18 protein-coding genes, 1 tRNA gene and 1 pseudogene are annotated in these 25,783 nt (G+C 64.5%); 8 read left to right on the top strand and 12 right to left on the bottom strand.

Translation table 11 applies throughout. The features are described 5' to 3' along the window. Positions 1–70 precede the first annotated feature (70 nt). Positions 71–976 carry an acyl-CoA thioesterase II gene (locus CKW46_RS17690; RefSeq protein ID WP_015355987.1) on the top strand — a complete coding sequence of 302 codons (906 nt, stop codon included), beginning with the start codon at positions 71–73 and terminating at the stop codon, positions 974–976. A 131-nt stretch (positions 977–1,107) separates the two neighbouring features. Then, entirely contained in the window at positions 1,108–2,508 is a 1,401-nt protein-coding gene (locus CKW46_RS17685; protein ID WP_015355986.1) for a bifunctional lysylphosphatidylglycerol flippase/synthetase MprF, read from the top strand. Here CKW46_RS17685 and cydC read toward each other — a convergent pair. From cydC to CKW46_RS17650, 7 genes and pseudogenes are all read right to left on the bottom strand, one after another. Continuing rightward, positions 2,470–4,164, bottom strand: coding sequence for a thiol reductant ABC exporter subunit CydC (gene cydC / locus CKW46_RS17680; protein WP_482052208.1), 1,695 nt, complete (start codon positions 4,162–4,164; stop codon positions 2,470–2,472). The two genes, CKW46_RS17685 and cydC, sit on opposite strands and share 39 nt — an antisense overlap. Continuing rightward, the gene (gene cydD / locus CKW46_RS17675; protein ID WP_051045872.1) at positions 4,151–5,749 is read right to left on the bottom strand and encodes a thiol reductant ABC exporter subunit CydD; all 1,599 of its coding nucleotides are present in this window, start codon (positions 5,747–5,749) and stop codon (positions 4,151–4,153) included. Before cydD ends, cydC begins: the two co-directional genes overlap by 14 nt. Before the next feature lie 86 nt (positions 5,750–5,835). Next, on the bottom strand, positions 5,836–6,876 hold the full coding sequence (gene cydB, locus CKW46_RS17670) for a cytochrome d ubiquinol oxidase subunit II (RefSeq protein WP_117437500.1): 1,041 nt from the start codon (positions 6,874–6,876) through the stop codon (positions 5,836–5,838). Between the two features lie 47 nt (positions 6,877–6,923). After that, positions 6,924–8,381 carry a cytochrome ubiquinol oxidase subunit I gene (locus CKW46_RS17665; RefSeq protein ID WP_012394172.1) on the bottom strand — a complete coding sequence of 486 codons (1,458 nt, stop codon included), beginning with the start codon at positions 8,379–8,381 and terminating at the stop codon, positions 6,924–6,926. A 103-nt stretch (positions 8,382–8,484) separates the two neighbouring features. Beyond that, complete coding sequence (locus CKW46_RS17660) at positions 8,485–9,063, bottom strand: HdeD family acid-resistance protein (RefSeq protein ID WP_011739729.1); 579 nt, start codon at positions 9,061–9,063, stop codon at positions 8,485–8,487. Between the two features lie 62 nt (positions 9,064–9,125). Further along, positions 9,126–10,467 (bottom strand): annotated as a pseudogene (locus CKW46_RS17655) (adenylate/guanylate cyclase domain-containing protein). Between the two features lie 98 nt (positions 10,468–10,565). Further along, positions 10,566–10,642 (bottom strand) — tRNA-Leu (locus CKW46_RS17650). 126 nt (positions 10,643–10,768) lie between these two features. On the opposite strand from CKW46_RS17650, the gene CKW46_RS17645 reads away from it, so the two are divergent. Continuing rightward, positions 10,769–11,386 (top strand): ANTAR domain-containing response regulator, encoded by a 618-nt coding sequence (locus tag CKW46_RS17645; protein ID WP_012394174.1) that lies wholly within the window; start codon positions 10,769–10,771, stop codon positions 11,384–11,386. 44 nt (positions 11,387–11,430) lie between these two features. On the opposite strand, the gene CKW46_RS17640 is transcribed toward CKW46_RS17645, so the two are convergent. Beyond that, positions 11,431–12,633, bottom strand: coding sequence for a lipid-transfer protein (locus CKW46_RS17640; protein ID WP_012394175.1), 1,203 nt, complete (start codon positions 12,631–12,633; stop codon positions 11,431–11,433). Then, the gene (locus CKW46_RS17635) at positions 12,633–13,073 is read right to left on the bottom strand and encodes a Zn-ribbon domain-containing OB-fold protein (protein ID WP_011739731.1); all 441 of its coding nucleotides are present in this window, start codon (positions 13,071–13,073) and stop codon (positions 12,633–12,635) included. The genes CKW46_RS17640 and CKW46_RS17635 overlap by 1 nt, the downstream gene beginning before the upstream one ends. A 142-nt stretch (positions 13,074–13,215) precedes the next feature. Between CKW46_RS17635 and polA the strand changes: the two genes are divergently transcribed. From polA to coaE, 3 genes are all read left to right on the top strand, one after another. Then, positions 13,216–15,876 carry a DNA polymerase I gene (polA, locus tag CKW46_RS17630; protein ID WP_482053434.1) on the top strand — a complete coding sequence of 887 codons (2,661 nt, stop codon included), beginning with the start codon at positions 13,216–13,218 and terminating at the stop codon, positions 15,874–15,876. A gap of 380 nt (positions 15,877–16,256) precedes the next feature. Beyond that, the gene (rpsA, locus tag CKW46_RS17625) at positions 16,257–17,702 is read left to right on the top strand and encodes a 30S ribosomal protein S1 (RefSeq protein WP_011739733.1); all 1,446 of its coding nucleotides are present in this window, start codon (positions 16,257–16,259) and stop codon (positions 17,700–17,702) included. 12 nt (positions 17,703–17,714) lie between these two features. Continuing rightward, positions 17,715–18,944, top strand: a complete 1,230-nt coding sequence (gene coaE / locus CKW46_RS17620; RefSeq protein ID WP_482052207.1) for a dephospho-CoA kinase — start codon at positions 17,715–17,717, stop codon at positions 18,942–18,944. 117 nt (positions 18,945–19,061) lie between these two features. Here coaE and CKW46_RS17615 read toward each other — a convergent pair whose 3' ends face one another. Continuing rightward, positions 19,062–19,598, bottom strand: coding sequence for a DNA polymerase ligase N-terminal domain-containing protein (locus CKW46_RS17615; protein ID WP_015355979.1), 537 nt, complete (start codon positions 19,596–19,598; stop codon positions 19,062–19,064). Between the two features lie 62 nt (positions 19,599–19,660). Continuing rightward, positions 19,661–20,101: a ribonuclease FAU-1 family protein gene (locus CKW46_RS17610; protein WP_011739736.1), complete on the bottom strand. Its 441-nt coding sequence runs from the start codon at positions 20,099–20,101 to the stop codon at positions 19,661–19,663. Positions 20,102–20,286: 185 nt separating this feature from the next. Between CKW46_RS17610 and uvrB the strand changes: the two genes are divergently transcribed. Continuing rightward, positions 20,287–22,467, top strand: a complete 2,181-nt coding sequence (uvrB, locus tag CKW46_RS17605) for an excinuclease ABC subunit UvrB (RefSeq protein WP_482052206.1) — start codon at positions 20,287–20,289, stop codon at positions 22,465–22,467. Between the two features lie 36 nt (positions 22,468–22,503). Continuing rightward, entirely contained in the window at positions 22,504–23,916 is a 1,413-nt protein-coding gene (locus CKW46_RS17600) for an MFS transporter (RefSeq protein WP_482052205.1), read from the top strand. Here CKW46_RS17600 and CKW46_RS17595 read toward each other — a convergent pair. Continuing rightward, positions 23,905–25,521 (bottom strand): mannosyltransferase, encoded by a 1,617-nt coding sequence (locus tag CKW46_RS17595; protein ID WP_085981858.1) that lies wholly within the window; start codon positions 25,519–25,521, stop codon positions 23,905–23,907. The genes CKW46_RS17600 and CKW46_RS17595 overlap by 12 nt on opposite strands. Between the last annotated feature and the right edge of the window lie 262 nt (positions 25,522–25,783).

Raw genomic sequence — 25,783 nt, 5'->3', positions numbered from 1 at the left:
CACCCAGGAATCCGCGCGACCGCGAAGCGCCGCCTGAGCTGGGCCGCCGAATCTGGAGGAGAGCGAGCCCATGCCGGCCGGCGATGAGCCCAACGTGCGAGACGAAGCCAAGTCGGACTTCGAGGAACTGCTCGCGGTCCTAGACCTCAAACGCGTCGCGGATGATCGGTTCATCGGGGCCCATCCCAGCAAGAACCCGATGCGAACATTCGGTGGGCTGCTGATGGCTCAGTCATTTGTTGCCAGCAGCCGCACGTTGCTTCGAGACGATCTACCGCCCAGCGCGCTCTCGGTGCACTTCATCAACGGTGGCGACACGACGAAAGACATCGAATTCCAGGTGGTGCGGCTGCGCGACGAGCGTCGTTTCGCCAATCGACGGATCGACGCGGTGCAGAATGGGACGCTGCTGTCCTCGGCGATGATCTCCTACATGTCGGGCGGGCGTGGGCTCGAGCATGGTGTCGAGCCGCCGCCGGTGGCCGATCCAGAAACTCGCCCGCCCATTGGCGAGCTGCTGCGCGGCTACGAGGAGACCGTTCCGCACTTCGTCAACGCGCTGCAGCCGATCGAATGGCGCTACACCAACGATCCGTCCTGGGTGATGCGTGACAAAGGGGAGCGGCTGCACTACAACCGGGTCTGGGTAAAGGCTTTGGGTAAACTGCCCGACGATCCGATCCTGCACACCGCGACGATGCTGCATTCCTCGGATACCACCGTGCTGGACTCGGTGATCACCACCCACGGCCTGTCCTGGGGGTTTGACCGCATTTTCGCCGCCTCGGCCAACCATTCGGTGTGGTTTCACCGGCAGGTCGACTTCAACGATTGGGTGCTGTATTCCACATCGTCACCGGTGGCGGCAGACTCACGCGGCCTGGGCACTGGGCACTTCTTCAATCGCACCGGCCAGCCGGTGGCGACGGTGGTGCAGGAAGGCGTGCTGAAGTATTTCCCCGCCGCACGACGATAGACCCCGCGCGAGGATGCGCGCAGCGGCGACGACAAGCACCTGAACTTGGGCCGGTCCGGCTCTGCTCAGGCGTAACGTTCCTGGTAGTAGGCGCACCGCCCAGCTGAGAATCGCGCTGTCGGGAGGTGAGTGTGGACGGATCGTCGGTCGAGGTTGTGCCGCGCGTTCGGGCACGCGAACGCGTTGTCGTCAACGTCGACTCTGTCACCGCCCGCTGCGTTGGGGCACTGGCGGTGTTCTGCGCGGCCTGCTGGCTCATTGCGTTGCTGGCCCGAAACTACCGGCACGAGGATTGGCAGGCCGCTGGCCGGCTGAGCTGGTCGTTGACGGTGCTGGCCGCGGTGGCGCTGATCGCGCGAGGCATCTTCCTGGGGCGCCCGGTGACTGCGATGCATGCGATTGTGGCCGCCTTGATCCTGGTCCTTGGCTTGGGCGCGCATGTGTTGTCTTTTAGTCTGGCCGGTGAACTATTGATCGCCGGATCGGGACTGGTGCTGATGTGGCCAACGTCGGCGCATCCGCGGCCCGAGGAACTACCGCGAGTGTGGGCCTTGATCAACGCCACCAGTGCGGATCCGTTGGCGCCGTTCGCGATGCAGGCGGGCAAGTGCTATCACTTCAACGCGGCCGGCACCGCGGCGCTGGCATATCGGACGCGGATGGGTTTTGCGGTCGTCGCCGGCGACCCCATTGGTGCGGAATCGCAGTTTCCGCAACTGATCGCCGACTTCGCCGCCATGTGTCACACCCACGGCTGGCGGATCGCGGTCTTGGCTTGCAGCGAGCGGCGGCTTGACCTATGGGCCGACCGTGCGGTGGTCGGCCAATCCCTGCGCGCGGTTCCCATCGGTTGCGATGTCGTCATCGACGTGCGGAGCTTCGCCATGGTGGGCCGAAAGTTCCGCAACCTGCGTCAGGCCGTCAAGCGCACCCGCAACGCGGGCATCACCACCGAAATCGTGGCCGAGCAGGAGCTCGACGACACACGGCGGGCAGAGCTGGCCGAGATGCTGCTGGCATCACCCAAAGGGGCCCGAAACGACCGTGGCTTCTGCATGAGTCTGGACGGCGTGCTCGAAGGTACATACCCCGGGGTGCAGCTGATCATTGCTCGCGATGTTTCCGGGCGGGTACAGGGATTTGACCGGTTCACGACGGCCGGGCGCGGTAGCGACTACTCCCTGGATGTGCCGTGGCGTCGGAGTGGGGCCCCGAACGGGATCGACGAACGGCTCAGCGTCGACATGATCATTGCTGCCAAAGACGCGGGGGCGCAGCGACTGTCACTGGCATTCGCGGCGTTTCCGGAAATCTTCGACGAGTGTCACCGTAGCCGGCCGCAGCGCCTGTTCTACCTGTTGATCCACTTGCTTGACCCCTTGATCTCCCTCGAGTCGCTGTACCGCTACCTGTGCAAGTTCCACGCGCTCGACCAGCGGCGGTATGCGTTGATCACCGTGACTCAGGTCATTCCGCTGCTGGTCGTACTGCTCTCACTGGAGTTCATGCCGCGCCGGCGTCACCTTCGGTGAAACCTCTTGCCGGGAAGGGATGTTCATTCGGTCACACCGAATGTTTTCGGAGAGGTGGTGGGTGGCCACCACGATGGTCTTGGCGACGGGTAGCAGACCGGTCTCCGAGGATAGGAGGTCACGAAGAATGCGATCGGCGTCGATTGCGTCGAGGTGCTCGGTGGGTTCGTCGAGGAGCACGATCTGGGCAGGCGAAAGCGCTGCGCGGGCGAGCAGGAGCCGTCGGCGCTGGCCCGCGGAGACCGCCTGCGCGCCACCGATCAAGACCGTCGACAGGCCGTGGGGAAGACCGGCGAGCCACGCGCCGAGGCCGACCCTATCCAGGGTGGTCACCAGCTCGTCATCGGTGCAATCTCCGCGGACAACCAGCAAGTTGTCGCGCACGGTAGTCGCGAAGATGTGCGCGTCTTCAGCGAAAAACCCAATGGTGCTGCGTAATTCGGCGTCATCGAACCGGGTCAGACTGATTCCGTTCAATAGCACCTGCCCCTGTAGCGGCGATAGCAGCCCGGCCAGGGTCATTAGTAGGGTCGTCTTTCCGGAGCCGCTGGGGCCCGTGACGGCCAGCGGAGCCCCCGGTGACAGCTCGATCGTGGTCCGGGTGGCGTGGGCCCGTGAATGGCCGGAATAGATATCCGCTGACAGCTGGCCGAGCGTGGGGGATTCCAGCGTTGCGATCGCGGTATCGGTCGGCGGGTTGACGTCGCGCCCAGCGAGTTCGATCAACCGGTGCAACGCGATTCGGGACCGGGTCAGCTGAACCGCAGCGGCCGGGAGAGCGTTCGTGGCCTCGAAGGCAGACAGGGGCAACAACATCAGGACCGCCAGGGTGGTGGGCGCGACGGTGGGGGCCATGAGGATTCCGGCCACCACCGCTCCGAGCACGCTTGTTCCGATTGCCGCTGTCGGTACGGCTTCGGCGATCGCGGCGGGACGCGCCGCCGCATCCATGGCCTCGCCCCAGGCATGTTGTTGCCGTTGTGATTTCGCGATCACTGCAGGTAGCACGCCGCCGACCCGGAGCTCGGGGGCATGTTCGAGGGCGACCATCGCCGACTCATCCCGGCCGGCATGATGCTGGCGGGCCAGCGCTTCCTGTGATTGCGCCGCTCTGCGGGCAAGCGACGGCGCAATTATCCCGGCCACGATGAAGCACATCGTCAACACGGCAGCTGCCGGCAGTGATATGACCGCGACCGCCCCGATCGCAGCCGGTGCCAGCACCGCCGCCACGCCCACCGGAACCAGGGCGCGCACCAGCACGTCAGCCAAGGTGTCAACGTCGCTACCGACGCGCGCCACCAGGTCGCCGCTGGATAACCGGAATGCCGCTGCTACCGGTCCTTCGGCTAGTCGCTGATAGATCCGGGCACGCGCGGTGCCTGCCGCGCGTAGCGCGATGTCGTGGGTGGCCAGTCGTTCGCAATAGTGCAGAACGCCCCGCGAGATCGCGAACGTCCGCACCGCGACGACGGCGATCGATAGGTCAAGCACCGGCGGCATCTGCGATGCCCGGGTTATCAGCCAGGCCGACACGCCGGCCAGTGCCAGGGCGCTGCCCAGGGACAACACCCCCAGGGCGATCGCGGCGAGCACCCGGGGCAGCCTCGGACGCAACAGGTCGTATGCGGCCGATAGGGAATCAGACCGGGACATAGCCGGCCTGAGTATCGAGTCCGTCGCGGGTTACCTCGACTACCTGGTCGCCGATGGCAACCACCGGTTCGCGATGTCCGACCACCACCACGGTCGCACCGGTGCGGGCCCGTTCGGCGATGGCCTGCAGCACTTGCTCCTCGGTGCGCGAGTCCAGGTGTGCGGTGGGCTCGTCGAGTAGCAGCACCGGGGAAGGCGATCCCAGGACGCGGGCCAGGGCCAAACGTTGTCGCTGCCCCAGCGACAAACCGACGCCGTCTCGGCCCAGCACCGTGTCCAATCCGTCCGGGAGCTCAGCCAGGACCGCGTCGAAGCCCGACGCCGCGCAGGCGCTGTCCAAATCGGCCGGCTCACCAAGTAGCACCAGGTTGTCACGGACCGTTCCGGGGATCAGCACCGAACGCTGCGGCAACCAGGACAACTGGCGCCACCAGTCGACGGGATCCAGCTCGCTGATGTCGATTCCAGCGACGGTAAGCCGCCCGTTTGACGGCGTGGTGAGCCCCGCGATCAGCTGCAATGTGGTGCTCTTGCCCGCGCCGTTTTGTCCGGTCAGCACCGTCACCTGGCCGGGTTCGATGGTGGCGGTCAAGTTGTGTGGTGATCGGCCGTCGCGTCCGGTGACGCTGAGATTTTGGAGGTGGATCGTCGCCCCACGGGCGGTTACCGCTCGTCGAGCCGGTGGGGTGCAAGCCGTTTCGCCGATGAGCGTGAATGCCTGGTCGGCCGCGGATTTCCCGTCCTGGGCGGCGTGAAACTCCACGCCAATGCGGCGCAGCGGCCAGTACACGTCCGGGGCCAGCAGTAACACCGTGAGACCGGCGGTCAGTGTCATTTCACCGAACACCAAGCGCAGTCCGATGCTGACGGCAATCACAGCCACGCCCAGAGTCGCCAGCAGTTCGAGCACCAGAGCTGACAAGAAGGCAATTCGCAGTGTCGCCAGGGCCGAGCGCCGATGCGCGGCGCTGAGCTCGGCGATGCGTTGTTCAGGGCCGGAGGCTCGGCCCAGCGCCCGCAGGGTGGGGATTCCGGCGATCAGATCCAGCAATCGGGCCTGCAAGGTGGCCATTGCGGCCAGAGCCGCCGCTGACCGCTCAGCGGTAGCCAACCCGATCAAGACCATGAAGACCGGGATCAGTGGAAGGGTGATCACCGCGATCAGCGCCGACTTCACGTCGTAGACCGCGATCATGACCACGGTGGCCGGGGTCAGGATCGCCGCAAGAAACAGCGTGGGCAGGTAACCGGTGAAATAGGGTCGCAAGCCGTCCAGTCCGCGGGTTACCACCACCGCGGCGGCATCGCGTTGTGCCGCCAATTCGTTGGGCTGGTGGGCCGTCACCGACTCCAGCACCTGCCCACTGAGCTCGGCGATCACCGCGCTGGCCCCGCGCTGGCCCAGGCGCGCCTGTAGCCAGTGCGTCACCGCGCGCAACGCCCACAGCGCCGACAACATCAACAGCGAGCCCAGCCAGCAGCGTAGACACCGTGCCGAGGGGTCGCTGGCGACGCGCGCGACCATGCTCGCCAGCACGATCGCCGACGCAATGGCACAGCCCGAGATGACCACTCCGCAGGTCACCGAGGCGATCAGATAGCACCGCAACGCGGCCGACGCCCGCCACAGCCGCGGGTCCAGCGGCGCGCGGGTGGTCGAGGCCCTTGCGGTCAGGAGGGGCGCCTAGCCAGACCTATCGACGGCGGTATCCGCTCGGCCGAAATCCGCTGCCGGAAGGCCCAGTACGTCCAGGCCTGGTAGACCACCGTCAGCGGGGCGAACAACGCGGTAACCCAGGTCATGATCTTGAGCGTGTAGGGCGTCGAGGAGGCGTTGTAGATCGTTACGTTCCATCGCTCGTTGAGCGTCGACGGCACCAGATTCGGGTATAGGGCACCGAACAGCAGGAGCACCACGGCCGCCACTACCACCGCGATGCAGAGGAACGCCCAGCCATCGGATACGCGTCGCCAGACCAGCAGCACCGCCGCCAGCTGCGCAACCACGGCCACCCCCAGCAAGGCCCAGGTCCACTGCTTGCCATAAGCCAACTGGGTCCAAACCCCAAATCCGGCGACCAGGACCGTGACGGGAAGCGACAACACGACGGCAAACCGGTATGCGTCGTCGCGAATCGGGCCCGCCGTCTTCAAGGCGACAAACACCGCCCCGTAGAACAGAAACAGGCCGGCGGTGGCCAATCCGCCCAACAGGGTGTACGCGTTGAGCACATCGCCGATCGACAGGGCCACGCGACCGTTGGCATCGACGGGCAGGCCTCGCACCAGGATGGCGAATGCGACGCCCCAGAGTATGGCCGGCAACCAGGACCCGGCTGCAATGCCGAAGTCGGCCAGCGCCCGCCACTTTGGGTCATCGACCTTGCCGCGCCACTCGATGGCCACCGAGCGCACGATCATGCCGAACAAGATGGCCAGCAGCGGCAAGTACAGCGTGGAGAACACCGTGGCGTACCAGCCGGGAAATGCGGCGAACATGGCCGCGCCGCTGGTGATCAGCCACACCTCGTTGCCGTCCCAAACCGGTCCAATGGTGTTGAGAGCGGTGCGCCGGTGGATCTCCGGATCACCCGTGCCGAAATGTGCGAAGGGTGCCATCAGCATGCCTACGCCGAAGTCGAATCCCTCGAGGATGAAGAATCCAAGGAACAGCACCGCGATGACAGCGAACCACAACTCTTGGAGTCCCAACGGTCAGCTCCCTTCTCTTGAGTTGGTGGCTTGGGCCTTGCCCGGTCTCAATAGGCGAACGACAGAGGTGCTACCTCGTCGTCGTCGGGTGCGCGTGGTGGAGCAGGCTCGGCGTCGTGTTCCAGCGGGCCCTCGACTATGTAGCGTTTGAGCAGCCAAAACCAGATGACCGCGAGCACCGCGTAGACAAGCGTGAATGTCACCAGGGAGGTGACGACCGTGGCGGTGGTCAGGTTGGACACCGCGGTTGCGACGGTGAGCCGAACGTTGGGGTCACCGGTTGGGTTCGGGGCCACGATCCAGGGCTGGCGGCCCATCTCGGTGAACACCCACCCGGAGATGTTGGCCAGGAACGGAGTCGGAATCGTCAGCAGCGCAAACCATCCGAACCAACGCTTGTCCGGGATGCGTCCACCGCGAGTCAGCCACAGCGCAAGCAACGCGAACAGGACTGGGATTGCCAGGAATCCGATCATGGCGCGAAACGACCAGTAGGTGACGAAGAGATTGGGGCGGTAGTCATTTGGACCGAATCGCTGTTGGTAGTCCCGTTGCAGGTCACGCACGCCTTGCAGGGTGACGTTGGTCGGCCTGCCCTGCGCCAGGATCGGTAATACATAGGGCACCTCGATGACTCGGGTGAGGCCATCGCAGTTGTTCTGCCGGCCCACCGTGAGGATGGAGAAGTTCGGATCGGTTTGGGTGTCGCACAATGACTCTGCCGAAGCCATCTTCATCGGCTGCTGCTGAAACATCAGCTTGCCTTGGTAGTCGCCGCTGAAGAACAGGCCGACCGTGGCGATCAACGCTACCCAACACCCCAGGATGGTCGCCGGACGGTACATGGCCCGGGTACCCGGCGGTACGGGGGAATTCTTGGAACGCACCAGCCACCAGGCGCTCACGGCGGCGACGAACGTCCCGGCGGTGAGGAATGCGCCCGTGACCGTGTGGGCAAATGCGGTTCGCCCGGTGTTGTTGGTGAGCAAGGCCACGATGCTGTTCAGTTCGGCACGGTGGGTTTCGGGGTTGTAGTGCGCACCGACCGGGTGTTGCATGAACGAATTGGCCGTGATGATGAAGAACGCGGACACGTTCACGCTGATCGCGACTATCCAGATGCAGGCCAGGTGGACAAGGCGGGGCAACCTGCTCCAGCCGAAGATCCACAATCCGATGAAGGTGGATTCGAAGAAGAAGGCCATCAGGCCCTCCATGGCCAGGGGGGCGCCGAAGATGTCGCCGACGAACCGTGAGTACTCGCTCCAGTTCATTCCGAACTGGAATTCTTGGACGATCCCCGTCGCCACGCCGATGGCGAAGTTGATCAGGAACAATTTCCCGAAGAACTTGGTCAGTCGGTACCACGCGGGGTTGTCGGTGATCACCCAGGCCGTCTGCATGATGGCCAGCAGGGGAGCAAGGCCGATCGTGAGCGGTACGAAAATAAAGTGGTAGACGGTGGTGATACCGAACTGCCAACGCGAAACATCGACGACATTCATGTGCCATCTCCCGGGCCTGCGGGTGGTCTTACCGTGCTACGACGAAGTGTAGTAGGCCGGGCGGCTCCGACGCTAGCGTCAATTGAGCCACCCGGCCCGAGGGTCAGAGCCCTAGCGACTTAGATGCCTTGCGGATACCGAAGGACGACACGACTTCGAACGCGCCGATGACCACCAGCCACACGCCCACGACGATGGCCAGGGTGATGATCGACTCGAACGGCGCGCCCATCACCACCACGCCGGCGATCAGGCTGATGACACCGATGAAAATCGACCATCCGCGACCCGGCAGGGTGGGGTCGCTGATTGCCGACACCGTGGTGGCGACGCCGCGGAAGATGAATCCGATGCCGATCCAGATAGCCAGCAGCAAGACCGCATTGCCGAAGTGGCGGAAGGCCAGCACGGCCAGGATCAGCGAAGCCGCGCCGCTGATGAACAGCAGGATTCGACTGCCCGCCGACACATGCAGGCTGAACGCGAACATGACCTGCGCGATCCCGGTCAGGATGAGGTAGACGCCGAAGGCGACGGCAGCAACCAAGACCGAAATTCCTGGCCAGGCCAGGATTAGCGCGCCAAGGATCAGCGACAGGATTCCCGATGTCAGCGTTGACTTCCACAGATGCGGTAACAAGCTTGGGACAGGTGAGGTTTCCATGGCCGCAGTGTGACACATGTGACGGTCCTGGCAAAGGGGCAAAGGGTTGTGTCTAGTGGGCCGACCGGACGTGCCGAAAACTAGACGCGCGCGGCGTTCGGCTCATCGGCGGGCACGGCGGTGGGTTCGTCGATCGGCTTGCGGCCGATCAGATACCAGGTGCGCATCACACCTTTTCCTTTGACATTGATGTGTCCGCGCTCCTGGAGCACAAAGTCTTTGTTGAGCCGCTCGTAGACCTCATCCGGCACCTGGATCTTGCCCACCGAGTCGGTGGATTCCATCCGGGACGCAACGTTGACGGCGTCGCCCCAAACGTCATAGAAGAACCTGCGTGAGCCCCACCACACCCGCGACGACGGGGCCGGTGGCCAGGCCGACCCGTAGCGGCACTGAACGGTTGTGCGGATCTTTCATGCCGGCGGCGACATCAACCATGTCGAGCGCAAAATCTGCCAACGCCTGCACATGATCGGGCCGTGGCCGTGGCACTCCGCTGACCACCATGTAGGAGTCGCCGCTGACCTTGATCTTTTCCAGCCCGTATTTGTCCACCAGGGCGTCGAAAGCGCTGTAGAGACGGTCTAGGAATCGAACCAGATCGGCCGGCGCGGTCGAGCTCGCGCGCTCGGTGAAGCCGACGATGTCGGCGAACAGCACGGAGGCCTCTTCGTATTTGTCGGCGATGATGTTTCGCTCGGGCTCCTTGAGCCGGTCCGCCACACTCACCGGCAGCATGTTGGCCAGCAGCGCCTCTGAACGGTCGTACTGCGCCTCCATGACGGCCTCGGTACGCGCGGTGTCTCGAAGGGCAAACCACACCGTGACGAACACCAGGAGGCACGCGGAGACGGTGGTGATGATGAAGCCGAGGGATTGGAGCCATGCCGACTGGGCGCCGGTGTTACGCGGAACCACGAATTCCACGGTGATGATCAGGGCGGCGGCGAGCGCCGCGAGGCCGCTCGCAAGCACCACGTGTTCAATGCCCAGCACCAGCACGACCAGGCAGGCACCCACCAGGAAGAACATCTGAGCTCCCGACCCGGTGCCCACATTCCAGCAGCTGGCGAAAACCGAGACATAGGCTGCGCCGACAAACGTCAGCGGCGCCACCAGCTCCCCGAAGCGGTGCAGCATCGGGACGGTCGCAAAGACCAACGTTGCGGCGATGTTGATCAGGGTGATCTGCCAGATCCACGCCTGTGTGAGGAATTGCACCAGGATGAAGCTGCTGCTGATCAGCACCGCCAACAAGGCGGCGATGCTCAGGACCCGGGCACGGCGCGCCGCACTGTGGGCGTAGTGCTGATTGAGGTCACGGGTTTGCTCGCGGACGGCCGCGACCGAGTCCGGGCGGGGCAAGCCGTCAGACGATCGCCGTGCGGTACGACACTTCTTAGCCGATTTCTTGGCCGGCACGGCTCAAAGCCTACCGGTGCGCCCGTTGTCTACCCAGTCGAACGACCACGTCCCGGCGCGTTTTGGCTGCTTGCTGCGCCGGTAGTTCGCTGCTGAGCTGGTGCCCTCGGTGAGATTCGAACTCACACTGGACGGGTTTTGAATCCGTTTCCTCTGCCAGTTGGGATACGAGGGCCTGTCGCTTGTCCGTTGCGGCTTACTACCTTAGATGAGCCTCAAACCATAGTGGATTTGACTCCTCGTCCCGACTCACCGCCCCCCAAGGTTCCTGATTCCAGCCGCTCACGTCACAATGTCCGTCATGACCGGCCCCACCACCGATGCCGATGCCGCGAAGACACGCCGAGTCCTGATCGCGGAAGATGAAGCGCTCATCCGCATGGACTTGGCCGAAATGCTGCGAGAGGAGGGGTACGACATCGTCGGCGAGGCCGGCGACGGCCAGGAGGCCGTCGAGCTTGCCGAGCTGCACAAGCCCGATCTGGTGATCATGGATGTGAAGATGCCGCGCCGCGACGGCATCGACGCCGCGTCGGAGATCGCCACTAAGCGCATTGCGCCGATCGTGGTGCTGACCGCGTTCAGTCAGCGCGATCTGGTCGAACGCGCTCGCGATGCCGGGGCGATGGCGTACCTGGTGAAGCCTTTCACCGTCAGTGACCTGGTTCCGGCGATTGAACTGGCGGTGAGCCGGTTCAGCGAGATCAGTGCGCTGGAAAACGAAGTCGCCACACTGTCGGACCGTCTGGAAACGCGCAAGCTCGTTGAGCGTGCCAAAGGCTTGCTGCAGGCCAAACAAGGGATGACCGAGCCAGAGGCTTTCAAGTGGATCCAGCGGGCCGCCATGGACCGGCGGACCACCATGAAGCGGGTGGCTGAGGTGGTCCTGGAAACCCTGGATACCCCCGACGAGGCCTAGTCCCGGGCGCGCCGACCCGTCACGCCAGACACAGCGCGTCGCCGCTAGCGCGCCACGATCACCGAGGAACCGTGCCCGAACAGGCCCTGGTTCGCCGTCACGCCCACCCTGGCGTTCTCCACTTGCCGGCCGGTGGCCTGACCGCGCAGCTGCCAGTTCAACTCGCAGACTTGGGCAATGGCCTGAGCGGGGATTGCCTCGCCGAAGCAGGCCAGCCCACCGGACGGGTTGACCGGCACCCTGCCGCCGATGGTCGTCGCTCCGCTGCGCAGCAGCGCCTCTGCTTCACCTTTCGGGCACAGACCCAGGTGCTCGTACCAGTCAAGTTCTAGCGCGGTGGACAGGTCGTACACCTCAGCCAGGCTCAGGTCCTCGGGGCCTATGCCGGCTTCGGTATAGGCCGCATCGAGGATCTGATCCTTGAACACTCGCTCCGGTGCGGGGACTACCGCCGTGGAATCCGTTGCGATGTCCGGCAATTCGGGCAGATGTTGTGGGTAGCGCGGGGTCACGGTGCTGACCGCGCGCACCGATGGCACCCCGTCGAGCGAGCCCAGGTGTTCGCGAGCGAACTTTGCGCTGGCCACGATCAAGGCCGCCGCGCCGTCGGAGGTGGCGCAGATATCCAGCAACCGCAACGGTTCAGCCACTACCTGGCTGGCCAGCACGTCCTCGACCGAGACTTCCTTGCGGTAGCGGGCGTTGGGGTTTTGCAGGCCGTGCCGGGAGTTCTTGACTTTCACCTGGGCGAAATCCTCGAGGGTGGCCCCGTACAGGTCCATCCGGCGCCGCGCGAGCAAGGCGAAGTAGACCGGGTTGGTAGCCCCGATCAGGTGGAATCGCTGCCAATCGGGATCGTTTTTGCGCTCACCGCCGACCGGGGCGAAAAACCCTTTCGGGGTGGTGTCGGCGCCGACCACCAACGCAACATCGCAGAATCCGGCCAGAATCTGGGCCCGCGCGCTTTGCAGCGCCTGGGAGCCGCTGGCGCACGCGGCGTAGCTCGAACTGACCGGCACGCCGTTCCAGCCGAGCTTCTGCGCGAAGGTGGCGCCGGCCACAAAGCCCGGGTATCCGTTGCGGATGGTGTCCGCGCCGGCCACCAGCTGGATCTGGCGCCATTCCAAACCGGCTTCGCGCAGGGCGGCGCGGGCGGCAGCGACCCCGTATTCGGTGAAGTCGTTGCCCCACTTGCCCCACGGGTGCATTCCGGCGCCAAGGATGTAAAGGGGTTCGGGGGCACTCATCAGGCGATCCTCCAGGCGTACACGATGCGTTCGACGCCGTCCTCGTCGGTGAACAGCGGCATGGTCGTCAGCTCCATCTCCATGCCGATCTTCAAGTCGGCGGCCAGCGTGCCTTCGACAACTTTGCCTAGCACGATCAGCCCCTCGTCGGCGAGCTCCACCGCGGCGACGGCGAACGGCTCAAAGGGGTCGGGGGACGGGTAGGGCGGGGGCGGAGCGTAACGGTTCTCGGTGTAGCTCCACAGCTTTCCCCGACGGGATAAAGCAACGGACTCTAGTTTGTCGTTGGCGCAAGCCGGATTGGGGCAGTTGTTCTCGCGAGGGGGGAAAACATAAGTACCGCACGGGGGGCACTTACTGCCGATCAGATGGGGGCTTCCGGCTTCATCGGTGGTGAACCAACCCGCGACCGCCGGTTGTTGACTGGTGACCTCTGGCACCGGGCCAGCCTACCCAGCACGAGCACAAAACTGAAACGTGTTGCAGTTCTGCCGGTGGTTGGGCTCGGTCGGCGCGTCGCACCGGATGCCTAGAGTGTGAGCCGTGAGTGTCGCGACCGAGCAATCCACAAAGCCGACGCTGATGTTGCTAGACGGCAATTCGCTAGCCTTTCGCGCGTTCTATGCGCTGCCCGCGGAGAACTTCAAGACCCGCGGCGGGCTAACCACCAATGCCGTCTACGGCTTCACCGCCATGTTGATCAATCTCCTGCGCGACGAAGCGCCCACGCATATCGCGGCGGCATTTGACGTGTCACGGCAGACTTTCCGCTCCGAGCGCTATCCGGAGTACAAGGCCAATCGAAGCTCGACCCCCGACGAGTTCCACGGTCAGATCGACATCACCAAGGAAGTTCTCAACGCGCTGGGGATCACGGTGCTGGCCGCACCGGGATTTGAGGCCGACGACATCATCGCGACGTTGGCCACCCAGGCTGAAGGGGAGGGGTACCGGGTGCTGGTCGTCACCGGCGACCGAGACTCCCTGCAACTGGTCAGCGATGACGTGACCGTGCTCTACCCGCGCAAGGGCGTCAGCGAACTCACCCGCTTCACCCCGGAGGCCGTCGTGGAGAAGTACGGGCTCACCCCAGTGCAGTATCCCGACTTCGCCGCCTTGCGCGGTGATCCCAGCGACAACCTGCCCGGCATTCCCGGAGTGGGGGAGAAGACCGCGTCCAAGTGGATTGTCGAATACGGTTCGTTGCAGGGGCTGGTCGACCAGGTTGACTCGGTGCGCGGCAAGGTTGGCGACTCGCTGCGGGCGAATCTGGCCAGCGTGGTGCGCAACCGGGAACTCACCGATCTGGTGCGCGACGTGCCGTTGGCGCAGACCCCAGAGGCCTTGCGGCTGCAGCCCTGGGACCGCGACCAGATTCACCGGCTGTTCGACGACCTCGAGTTCCGGGTGTTGCGCGACCGGCTCTTCGATACGCTGGCCGCCGTCGAACCCGAGGTCGACCAGGGGTTTGATGTTCGCGGAGGTGCGGTGTCGCCCGGCGCAGTGGCGCAGTGGCTGGCCGAGCATGTCGTGGACGGGCGTCGCTGCGGCCTGACGGTCGTGGGTACCCATCTGCCCCATGGTGGCGACGCCACCGCACTGGCCATCGCCGCCGCCGACGGCGAGGGCGGCTACATCGACACCGCGACGCTGACCCCCGATGACGACGCGGCGCTGGGTGAGTGGCTGGCCGACCCCGCCAAACCCAAGGCACTGCATGAGGCGAAGCTGGCTATCCACGATCTGCGGGGCCGAGGCTGGACGCTCAACGGTGTCACTTCCGACACCGCGCTGGCCGCCTATCTGGTTCGTCCGGGCCAGCGCAGCTTCACTCTCGACGATCTCTCACTGCGCTACCTGCGCCGCGAATTGCGGGCAGAAACACCTGAGCAGCAGCAACTTTCGCTGCTCGATGATGACGACACCGACGTCGCGGCCGCCCAGACCGCAATCCTGCGGGCGCGCGCCGTCATAGACCTCGCCGATGCGCTGGACGCCGAGCTGGACAGGATCGACTCCACCGGGTTGCTGGCCGACATGGAGTTGCCGGTGCAACACGTGCTCGCGGAAATGGAAACGGCCGGCATCGCGGTCGATCTGACGATGCTCGGCGGGCTGCAAAGCCACTTCGCCGACCAGATCCGCGATGCCGCTGAAGCCGCCTACGCCGTGATCGGCAAGCAGATCAACCTGGGCTCACCCAAGCAACTGCAGGTCGTGCTGTTCGACGAGCTGGGAATGCCGAAGACCAAGCGGACCAAGACGGGTTACACCACCGACGCGGACGCGCTGCAGTCGTTGTTCGACAAGACCGGACATCCTTTTCTGCAGCATTTGTTGGCGCACCGCGATGTCACCCGCCTGAAGGTGACTGTGGACGGGTTGTTGAACTCGGTCGCCGACAACGGCCGGATTCACACCACCTTCAATCAGACCATCGCCGCAACGGGCCGGTTGTCGTCGACGGAGCCCAACCTGCAGAACATCCCGATCCGTACCGACGCCGGCCGCCAGATCCGCGACGCTTTCGTGGTCGGCGACGGATACAGCGAGCTGATGACCGCCGACTACAGCCAGATCGAGATGCGGATCATGGCTCACCTGTCGCGCGATGAGGGTCTTATCGAAGCCTTCAACACCGGCGAGGATCTGCACTCGTTTGTGGCCTCGAGGGCCTTCGGTGTGCCCATCGACGAAGTAACCGGTGAGTTGCGCCGCAGGGTGAAGGCGATGTCCTACGGGTTGGCATACGGGCTGAGCGCCTACGGGCTGTCCAGCCAGCTCAAGATCTCCGCCGAGGACGCCAAGGTCCAGATGGATCAGTACTTCTCTCGATTCGGTGGGGTGCGTGACTACCTGATGGCCGTCGTCGAGCAGGCTCGCAAAGACGGCTACACCTCCACGGTGTTGGGGCGTCGGCGCTACCTTCCCGAGCTGGACAGCAGTAATCGACAGGTACGGGAGGCAGCGGAGCGCGCCGCGCTCAACGCACCGATCCAGGGCAGCGCCGCCGACATCATCAAGGTGGCGATGATCGAGGTCGACAAGGCGTTGAAAGAACACGCCCTCAAGTCGCGCATGTTGTTGCAGGTACACGACGAATTGCTATTCGAAGTAGCGGCCGGTGAGCGCGAACAGATCGAGGCGCTGGTACGCGACAAGATGGGCAGCGCTTATCCGCTCGATGTGCCCCTGGAGGTGTCGGTCGGCTTCGGCCGCAGCTGGGACTCGGCCGCGCACTGATCGGTGCCGCGCGGCCCGAGCTGGCTCTGCAACGCCGCACTGCTTGTCGCCCGTTCGGCCCCGCTGTCGAGCATCGTCATCGCCAATGATGTGTTCATTTCAACCGACGCTCGGGGCCTGGCTACCCGGTTGCGCCGCTGGTACAGGTGCCGCTGATGCTGCTGAAACGGTCGCGCTGCTTTGGCGGACACCCGCCCTGGGCCGGCGGGGCGCCGCAGGGTAGGCTGATCCCGATTCACCGGCTGGGCAGGCCGAGTTTGTCCAGCATGCACGCCGTCGAGTAGCCTCGACGCATACCCGCTGGTGCTCGATGGCGGGTTACACCAAAAACAATTGTCCTAAGTCCCTACGATCGACCCTGTCCGGAGCAACCCAACAATATGCCGAGTCCCACCGTCACCTCGCCGCAAGTAGCCGTCAACGACATTGGCTCCGCCGAGGACTTTCTCGCCGCAATAGACCAAACGATCAAGTACTTCAACGATGGTGACATCGTCGAAGGCACCATCGTCAAAGTGGACCGGGACGAGGTGCTCCTCGACATCGGCTACAAGACCGAAGGGGTAATCCCCGCCCGCGAGCTCTCGATCAAACACGACGTCGACCCCAATGAGGTCGTTACCGTGGGCGACGAGGTCGAGGCCCTGGTTCTCACCAAAGAGGACAAAGAGGGCCGGCTCATCCTCTCCAAGAAGCGCGCACAGTACGAGCGCGCTTGGGGCACCATCGAGGCGCTCAAGGAGAAGGACGAGGCCGTCAAGGGCACCGTCATCGAGGTGGTCAAGGGTGGTCTGATCCTCGACATCGGGCTTCGTGGCTTCCTGCCTGCCTCGCTGGTCGAGATGCGCCGGGTTCGTGATCTGCAGCCGTACATCGGCAAGGAGATCGAAGCCAAGATCATCGAGCTGGACAAGAACCGCAACAACGTTGTCTTGTCGCGGCGGGCCTGGCTGGAGCAGACCCAGTCCGAGGTGCGCAGCGAATTCCTCAACCAGCTGCAGAAGGGCACCATCCGCAAGGGTGTGGTTTCCTCCATCGTCAACTTCGGCGCGTTCGTCGATCTCGGCGGTGTTGACGGTCTGGTGCACGTCTCCGAGCTGTCCTGGAAGCACATCGACCACCCGTCCGAGGTGGTTCAGGTGGGCGACGAGGTCACCGTCGAGGTGCTCGACGTCGACATGGACCGCGAGCGGGTTTCGTTGTCGCTGAAGGCGACTCAGGAAGACCCGTGGCGCCACTTCGCCCGCACCCACGCCATCGGCCAGATCGTGCCGGGCAAGGTCACCAAGCTGGTGCCCTTCGGTGCGTTCGTCCGCGTCGAGGAGGGCATCGAGGGTCTGGTGCACATCTCCGAGCTGGCTGAGCGCCACGTCGAGGTGCCCGACCAGGTGGTCGCCGTCGGCGACGACGCGATGGTCAAGGTCATCGACATCGACCTGGAGCGTCGCCGGATCTCGTTGTCGCTCAAGCAGGCCAACGAGGACTACACCGACGAGTTCGACCCGGCCAAGTACGGCATGGCCGACAGCTACGACGACCAGGGCAACTACATCTTCCCCGAGGGCTTCGATCCCGAAACCAACGAATGGATGGAAGGATTCGACACCCAGCGTGCCGAATGGGAAGCCCGCTACGCCGAGGCCGAGCGCCGGCACAAGATGCACACCACGCAGATGGAGAAGTTCGCTGCTGCGGAGGCGGCCGGACATGGCGACAACGGTGGTGGCTCGTCGAGCAGCAGCTCCTCGGAGAAGTCCGCGGGTGGATCGCTGGCTAGTGATGCCCAACTGGCCGCGCTGCGCGAAAAGCTCGCAGGTAACGGGTAGTCGCGTTCACGGATGCTGCGCATCGGGCTTACCGGTGGCATCGGTGCCGGAAAGTCGGCGCTGTCTGCGACATTCGCACAATGTGGCGGCATCATCGTCGACGGCGATGTGCTGGCTCGCGAAGTAGTTGAGCCGGGTACCGAAGGACTGGCCGCGCTGGTCGATGCCTTCGGCCATGACATCCTGCTGCCCGATGGGGCACTGGATCGGCCGGGGCTGGCTGCCAAGGCGTTTCGGGATGAGGCGTCACGCTCGAAGCTCAACGGCATCGTGCACCCGCTGGTGGCCCGCCGTCGCGCCGAGATCATCGCGGCAGTATCCGATGACGCGGTTGTCGTAGAGGACATTCCGCTGCTGGTGGAATCGGGGATGGCTCCGCTGTTCCCGCTCGTGGTTGTCGTGCATGCCGACATGGAGGTACGGCTTCGACGACTGGTCCACCAGCGCGGCATGTCCGAAGACGATGCCCGCGCCAGGATTGCCGCACAGGCTAGCGATGAGCAGCGTCGTGCCGTCGCCGATGTCTGGCTAGACAATTCCGGCAGCCTCGATGCGTTGGTCGAGCGTGCGCGGGACGTGTGGAACAACAGGATCCTGCCTTTCGCCCACAACCTGAGCGTGGGTCAGATTGCGCGGTTTCCTGCCCGTGTGGTGCCGGCAGACCCAAGTTGGCCAGAGCAGGCGCAGCGCATCGTTGCGCGCCTCAAGACCACATGCGGTCACAAGGCGTCGCGGGTCGACCACATCGGCTCGACCGCTGTCGCGGGATTCGATGCCAAGGACGTCATCGACATCCAGGTCACCGTCGAATCACTTGCGGTAGCAGACGAACTGGCCGAGGGGCTGCGCTCGGCCGGTTATCCGCGCCTTGAGCACATCACCCAGGACAACCCCAAAGAAGACCCGCGCAGCCTCATCGACCACTACGACCACGGTCGTGACCCTGCGTTGTGGCATAAGCGTTTTCATGCCTCCGCGGACCCAGGCCGACCGACGAATGTGCACATTCGGGTGGATGGCTGGCCCAATCAGCAGTTCGCCCTGTTGTTCGTGGACTGGCTGCGGGCCAATCCCGGGGCCCGCGCCGATTATCTGACCATCAAGCGCGACGCAGAAAAGCAGGCGGCGCTCGCTGGCGGCGGCGGCGGCGTGGAGCATTACGTCACCACAAAGGAGCCCTGGTTTCTCGACGCCTACCGGCGGGCATGGGAGTGGGCCGACTCGACCGGATGGCGGCCGTAGCCGGTCCGGTGGTGCGCCGCGCGGTTTCGCAGTTTGGGATGCGCTGTTGCGATTCCATGCCACCGGTTGGCGGCCCAGCCCCATGTGGTGCCGATCGGTCGGTGGGCGCGAGTAACGTCACGGCGATTCGGGTTCGTTTCCCATCGCTTGGCTGGGTGCAACGGCATGATCGTCGCTGCGTTTGACCAGTAGCCAGGCCTCTTCGCTGCCCTCCCGAATCCGGGTGAGGGCGTAGCCGCCCCTAAACTTCTGGCCGTGCAAGTGAAACGACAGATGACCTCGATCGAGCCCTTTGGTCATTTCATGTTGGGTTCTGTTGGCGTAGGTGCCCTGGTCCCAGACGACGACAGCGCCGGCACCGCATGCGGCGTCGGGAATCACTCCCTTGGATGAGGCCCATTTGACGGGGTGATTCTCGGTGCGACGGGCCATCCGCTTGTACTCGGGGTTGGTCGACGGACCGCTGGGGATCGCCCAGGATACGAGGACACCGCCGATCTCGAGGCGGAAGTCATAATGATCGCTGCCTGCCGCGTGATGCTGGACGACAAAACGCGGCCCTTCGTCGGGTTTGCGCTTCTTCCAGCGGCGCCGTCCCCGATGTCGGACGCCTTGGTCGGATTGCCAGTTGTGGCGGTTGTCGCGGAGGGGCATACGACAGGATTACCCACTAGCCAATTCTGGAAACGACCCAGAAAGGGCGTCGGGTGATGCGCTCACGTGGGCCGCCATGTGAGCGCCATGCCCTTGGATGCCAGCCACCGCACCAGGTCGTAATCGTGGTGGGCCAGCCCATCGACAGCGGACACCGCCCTGTGCACCGCTTGCTCGGCCGCCTCGGGGGTCAGCAGGCCGTGGTGGAAGGCGCCCAGCAACTCGTCGACGTCAGCCAGTTTCGCCCCCTGACCAGTGCGAACTTCGATGTCGATGTAGTGGTCCTCGGAGTGCCATTTCGCGGGACCCGCGGTGTATTCGCCCACGTCGAGGTAATAGTCGAAATCGCGCTCATGCCCCGGATTGAAGTGGAAGACCGTGGCGCGCAACCCCAACGACGGCAACAGCCACGACTCGAGGTAGTGGAACTGGGCGCGGCCCGGAGTGGGCCGGGCCAGGTAGAGCCCCCACGGGTGCACCGCATACTCATCGACCGCCCGCACGATGCCTTTGGGATCGGTATTGGTGCGGGAGGCCACGTCGAAGGATTCGTGCTTGGGCGGATGAATGATGACACCCTACCGACCGCTCAGACCCGTGGTTGTCTCCCTCCGGCATCAGGGTGCCGGCGGGCATTGCGGGTACGCTCGCCGGGCTTCTTGTCGGTGTCTGCCTTTACCCTGGTGGCATGGCTTTTGCCACTGAGCATCCTGCCGACCACGTGCCGGTCGCGCATTCGGAATACCGTGCCGTCGATGACGTGGTGCGTACCGGCGCCAGTTTCGAGGTAATCAGCCCGCACGCTCCAGCCGGCGATCAGCCGGCCGCGATCAACGAACTGGAACGCAGAATCCGAGCCGGCGAGCGTGACGTGGTGCTGCTCGGCGCCACCGGAACCGGAAAGTCGGCTACCACGGCGTGGCTGATCGAACGATTGCAGCGGCCCACCCTGGTGATGGCGCCGAACAAGACCCTGGCTGCGCAGCTGGCCAATGAGCTGCGAGAGATGCTGCCGCACAACGCTGTCGAGTACTTCGTGTCGTACTACGACTACTACCAGCCCGAGGCGTATATCGCCCAGACCGACACCTACATCGAAAAGGACAGTTCCATCAACGATGACGTGGAGCGGCTGCGGCACTCCGCGACCTCCGCGCTGCTGTCGCGGCGTGACGTGGTGGTGGTGGCCTCGGTGTCCTGTATCTATGGTCTGGGCACCCCACAGTCCTACCTGGATCGTTCGGTCGAACTGCAGGTCGGCACCGACGTCCCACGCGACGGCCTGCTGCGGCTGCTGGTGGACGTGCAGTACACCCGCAACGACCTGTCTTTCACTCGCGGTTCCTTCCGGGTGCGCGGTGACACCGTGGAAATCATCCCGTCCTATGAGGAGCTGGCGGTCCGCATCGAGTTCTTCGGCGACGAAATCGAGGCGCTCTATTACCTTCACCCGCTGACCGGCGACGTGGTCCGGCAGGTCGATTCGCTACGCATCTTCCCGGCCACCCACTATGTGGCCGGGCCGGAGCGGATGGCACAGGCGATCTCCACGATCGAGGAGGAGCTTGCCGAGCGCCTCGCCGAACTGGAGGGCCACGGCAAGCTGCTGGAGGCGCAGCGGCTGCGGATGCGCACCAACTACGACATCGAGATGATGCGGCAGGTCGGGTTCTGCTCGGGCATCGAGAACTACTCGCGCCACATCGACGGACGGCCCGCCGGCTCAGCTCCTGCAACGCTGTTGGACTACTTCCCGGAGGATTTCCTGCTGGTCATCGACGAGTCACACGTCACCGTTCCGCAGATCGGCGGCATGTATGAGGGCGACATTTCGCGCAAGCGTAACTTGGTGGAGTTCGGATTCCGGTTGCCCTCGGCGGTGGACAATCGTCCGTTGCAGTGGGAGGAGTTCGCCGATCGGATTGGGCAGACGGTGTACCTGTCGGCCACGCCGGGGCCCTACGAACTGAGCCAGTCCGGCGGTGAATTTGTCGAGCAGGTGATTCGTCCGACCGGCTTGGTGGATCCCAAGGTGGTGGTCAAACCGACCAAGGGACAGATTGACGATCTCATCGGCGAGATCCGGCAGCGGGCCGAGGCCGACCAGCGGGTGCTGGTGACGACGCTGACCAAGAAGATGGCCGAAGACCTCACCGATTACCTGCTCGAGATGGGTATCCGGGTTCGCTACCTGCACTCCGAGGTCGACACGTTGCGCCGGGTCGAGCTGCTGCGCCAGCTGCGCCTTGGTGAGTATGACGTGCTGGTCGGCATCAACCTGCTTCGTGAGGGCCTGGACCTGCCGGAAGTGTCGCTGGTGGCCATCTTGGACGCCGACAAGGAGGGCTTCCTGCGGTCGGCGCGCAGCCTGATCCAGACGATCGGCCGCGCCGCCCGCAACGTATCCGGTGAAGTGCACATGTACGCCGACAAGATCACCGACTCGATGAAGGAAGCGATCGACGAAACCGAGCGGCGGCGGGCAAAACAGGTCGCCTACAACGAGGCCAACGGGATCGACCCCCAGCCACTGCGCAAGAAGATCGCCGACATCCTCGACCAGGTCTACCGGGAGGCGGACGACACCGAAGCCGCGGAGTCAGTTCCGATCGGTGGGTCGGGTCGCAACTCATCCCGGGGCCGGCGGGCCCAGGGTGAACCCGGCCGGGCCGTCAGCGCCGGGGTATTCGAGGGTCGCGATACCTCGGCTATGCCCCGCGCCGAGCTGGCCGACCTGATCAAAGACCTGACCTCGCAGATGATGGTCGCGGCGCGCGACCTCCAATTCGAGTTGGCCGCCCGGTTCCGCGACGAGATCGCCGATCTCAAGAAGGAATTGCGCGGTATGGATGCCGCCGGGTTGAAATAGCGCAGGCGGCGATTCCTCACCTCCTACGGTGTAGAGGTGACCGAGACCGCGAGGGAGACCGGTAGCTGGCGAGAGCTACTTCGCGGGCATCTGGGGACAGCCTCCCTGCTGGCCGGCGGTGTCGCGATGTACGCGACCAACGAGTTTCTCACCGTCAGCCTGCTGCCAAGCACCATCGCCGAAATCGGGGGCAGCCGGCTTTATGCCTGGGTGACGACCCTGTATCTGGTTGGCTCGGTCGTCTCGGCCACCACGGTCAACGCGATGCTGCTGAAGGTCGGCGCTCGCATGTCGTATCTGATGGGGCTGACCGTGTTCAGCTTCGCCAGCCTGGTCTGTGCGGCCGCGCAGAACATGGAAATGCTGGTCGCCGGGCGGACCCTGCAGGGGGTGGCCGGTGGATTGCTGGCAGGGCTGGGTTATGCGCTCATCAATGCGGCTTTGCCGCACAACCTATGGACCCGCGGGTCGCCGCTGGTCTCGGCGATGCGGGGCGTCGCGACCTTGATCGGGCCCGCCACGGGCGGATTGTTCGCGCAGTTCGGATTGTGGCGGTGGGCGTTTGGCGTGATGGCGACGATGGCCGGGTTGATGACGCTCTTGGTCCTGGTCGTGCTGTCCAACGGGGTGGCAGTGGGCGGCGAGAAACCGGTGGCCCCGGCGCACAAGGTGCCGGTGTGGTCGCTGTTGCTGATGGGCGCGGACGCGCTGGCCGTCAGCGTCGCCGAAATCCCGCAGTATCTGGTGGCGACCGCCGGGCTGCTTGTCGCTGGCGCCTTGCTAGTCGGCATCTTCGTGATTGTCGACTGGCGCATGCATGTCGCGGTCCTGCCGCACAGCGTGTTTGGTAGCGGACCATTGAAATGGATCTATCTGACTATGTCGGTGCAGATGGTTGCCGCGATGGTCACGACGTATGTGCCGCTGTTTGGTCAGGGGTTAGGGCACCTGACGCCGGTGGCTGCCGGATTCCTCGGTGCGGCTTTGGCATTCGGTTGGACGGCCGGCGAGATCGTCAGCGCTTCACTGACCAACCCCAGACTCATTGGCTACATCATTGCGGTAGCGCCGCTGGTGATGGCGTCGGGTCTGGCGCTGGGTGCCGTCACGCAGCGCGCGGATGCGTCGCTGCCGACCGTGGCGCTTTGGGCGCTTGCGCTGTTGATCACCGGGGCCGGTATCAGTATCGCGTGGCCGCATCTCACGGTGCGCGCAATGGATTGCGTCGACGACCCGGCCGAGAGCAGCTCGGCGGCCGCGGCGATCAACATTGTGCAGTTGGTCTCGGCGGCGTTTGGCGCCGGACTGGCCGGGGTGGTGGTCAATACCGCGACCGGTGGAGAGGTGGCCGCTGCCCGGTGGCTCTATACCGTCTTCACTGTGCTGGCCGCGGTCGGCTTCATCGCGTCCTACCAGGCGACCCACCACGATCGTCGCTCACCGGGTTGACTTGATGACCTGCGAGTAGTGGAACTGCCATCGCTCGACGATGTGGAATCCCAGGTAGTGGGGGAATAGGTAGACCGGGGTTTTGCCGAACGCCGTCCCCGGCGACAACGCCGGCCCGACTTCATGGTCAGGAAGTGCGTTGTCGCGATTGGAGATCGTCCACAACGTCGAGCACTTGTTGATCTTCTCCGTGGTCAGCCACACGGCAACATGGCCGTCCCACAAGGTGCCGACCTTGGGCCCGTAGGCGCCGCGCTCCACGTCGATCAGCGACCGGAACGCGGCCGGCCGGATGGCCAGTAGCGCGCGGACCGGCCCCGGCTTCCAGGGCACGGTGTTGTCCACCAGCAGACAGTCTCCCGGTGCGGCATGGGCGCTGATGACATCGGCCACTTGGCTGTAGTCCCAACCCTCCTTGGCGTATGGGCCGCGTTGGGTGAAGAAATAGTTCGGGAACGCCGCGACGGCCAGCAGCACCACGACACCGGTGATGAGCCAGGGTTTGCGGGCAAGCGTGACGATGCACACCGCCAGGATGACGGCGGCCGCCGGGGCGGTGAGGATCAGATAGCGGGGGTAGTAGATCGGTTCAACGATCGCCGAGTACAGCAGAACGATGCCAGTGGGTATGACAACCCAAGCGATGCTGGCCAGCAGTAGCGGGCGCGTCCCCTCGCCCGGCCTCGCTATGCCGGTCAGCCGCACGGCGATGGCGGCGACGACAAGCACGCCGGCCAGGATGGCGAACGCGACACTGTGGTCGAAGTATTGGCGGTGCACCACGTCCAGGAACAGATTGCGGTTCAGCCCCGAGATCCATCCGACCTGCCAAACCTGCCCGTGCGCGAACAGCACGAACGGCGTCATTGCCCCAATCGCGACCACCGAGGTGACGGCCCACCAGATGCCGGGAGATTTTCGAGATTTCTTGGGGGCCAGCAGCGGTAGCAGCGCGCCATAGACGGGCACCAACAACCCCAGGTTGATGTTGATCAGGATCGACACCATCAACACCAGCGCGTAGAGCAGCCATAGCCATGGCCGGTTACGCCGCACCGCGGCGACCAGCAGCACGGTCAGCCAGACCGCGGCCGCCACCGACAAGGCCGAGGAGCGGGCCTCGATTCCCGCCCACGTCACCCGCGGCAGGATGGCAAAGACGGCACCCGCGCACAACGCGGTGGAGCGTCCGGAGAACTGCTTGGTGAACACGACTACACCCGCGGCGGCACCGCCGATGGCCAAGCTGCTGGGCACCCGCGACCAGAATTCCGTCGGCGGAAAGATCGCATACCAGCCGTGCATCAGCAGGTAGTAGAAGCCATGCACGGCATCGATGTGGCCCAGCAGTTTCCACAGCTCCGGCAACGTCCGGTTCGCGGCCGCCGAAATCGTTGCGCCCTCGTCGAACCACAGAGAGGGCCTACCGGCCCAGGCGACGCTGATCAGCGTTGCCAGCAAAGCCATCAACCACGGGTCGAGCCGCCGGCCACGTGGGCGTACGCGCTCGGCCTTGTCGGTAGCCGTCGCGCCCTGCTCGAGCGTCGGTGTGGACATGATGCTTGTCACTGTAAGGGCCCAGCGATGATCCTGGTCACGCGTCATCTTTCGGGGGTTGGACGGCCGTTGACCGCGAGGTTTGGGGGGCCCGCCCGGCTGGGCGGCCCATAATCGCGAAAAGTGTTGTGCTGCTTGAAATTTCAAAGCCGGCGTTGAGGTTTGGGGGCGTTGTCATTGGCAATAGTGTCCGATGAACCCCGCTGGTCAGGCAAATAGATGCTTGCGCCACGCCGTTCCGTTGTGGTTAATCTGAGCCATCTACATCAGGCAAAGAGATACTGTCTGGGGTTGGCGTAGCAACCGACAC

It is taken from the genome of Mycobacterium liflandii (genome assembly GCF_022354805.1).
Classification (GTDB): domain Bacteria; phylum Actinomycetota; class Actinomycetes; order Mycobacteriales; family Mycobacteriaceae; genus Mycobacterium; species Mycobacterium marinum.
This window is presented reverse-complemented; position numbering and strand designations above follow the sequence as displayed.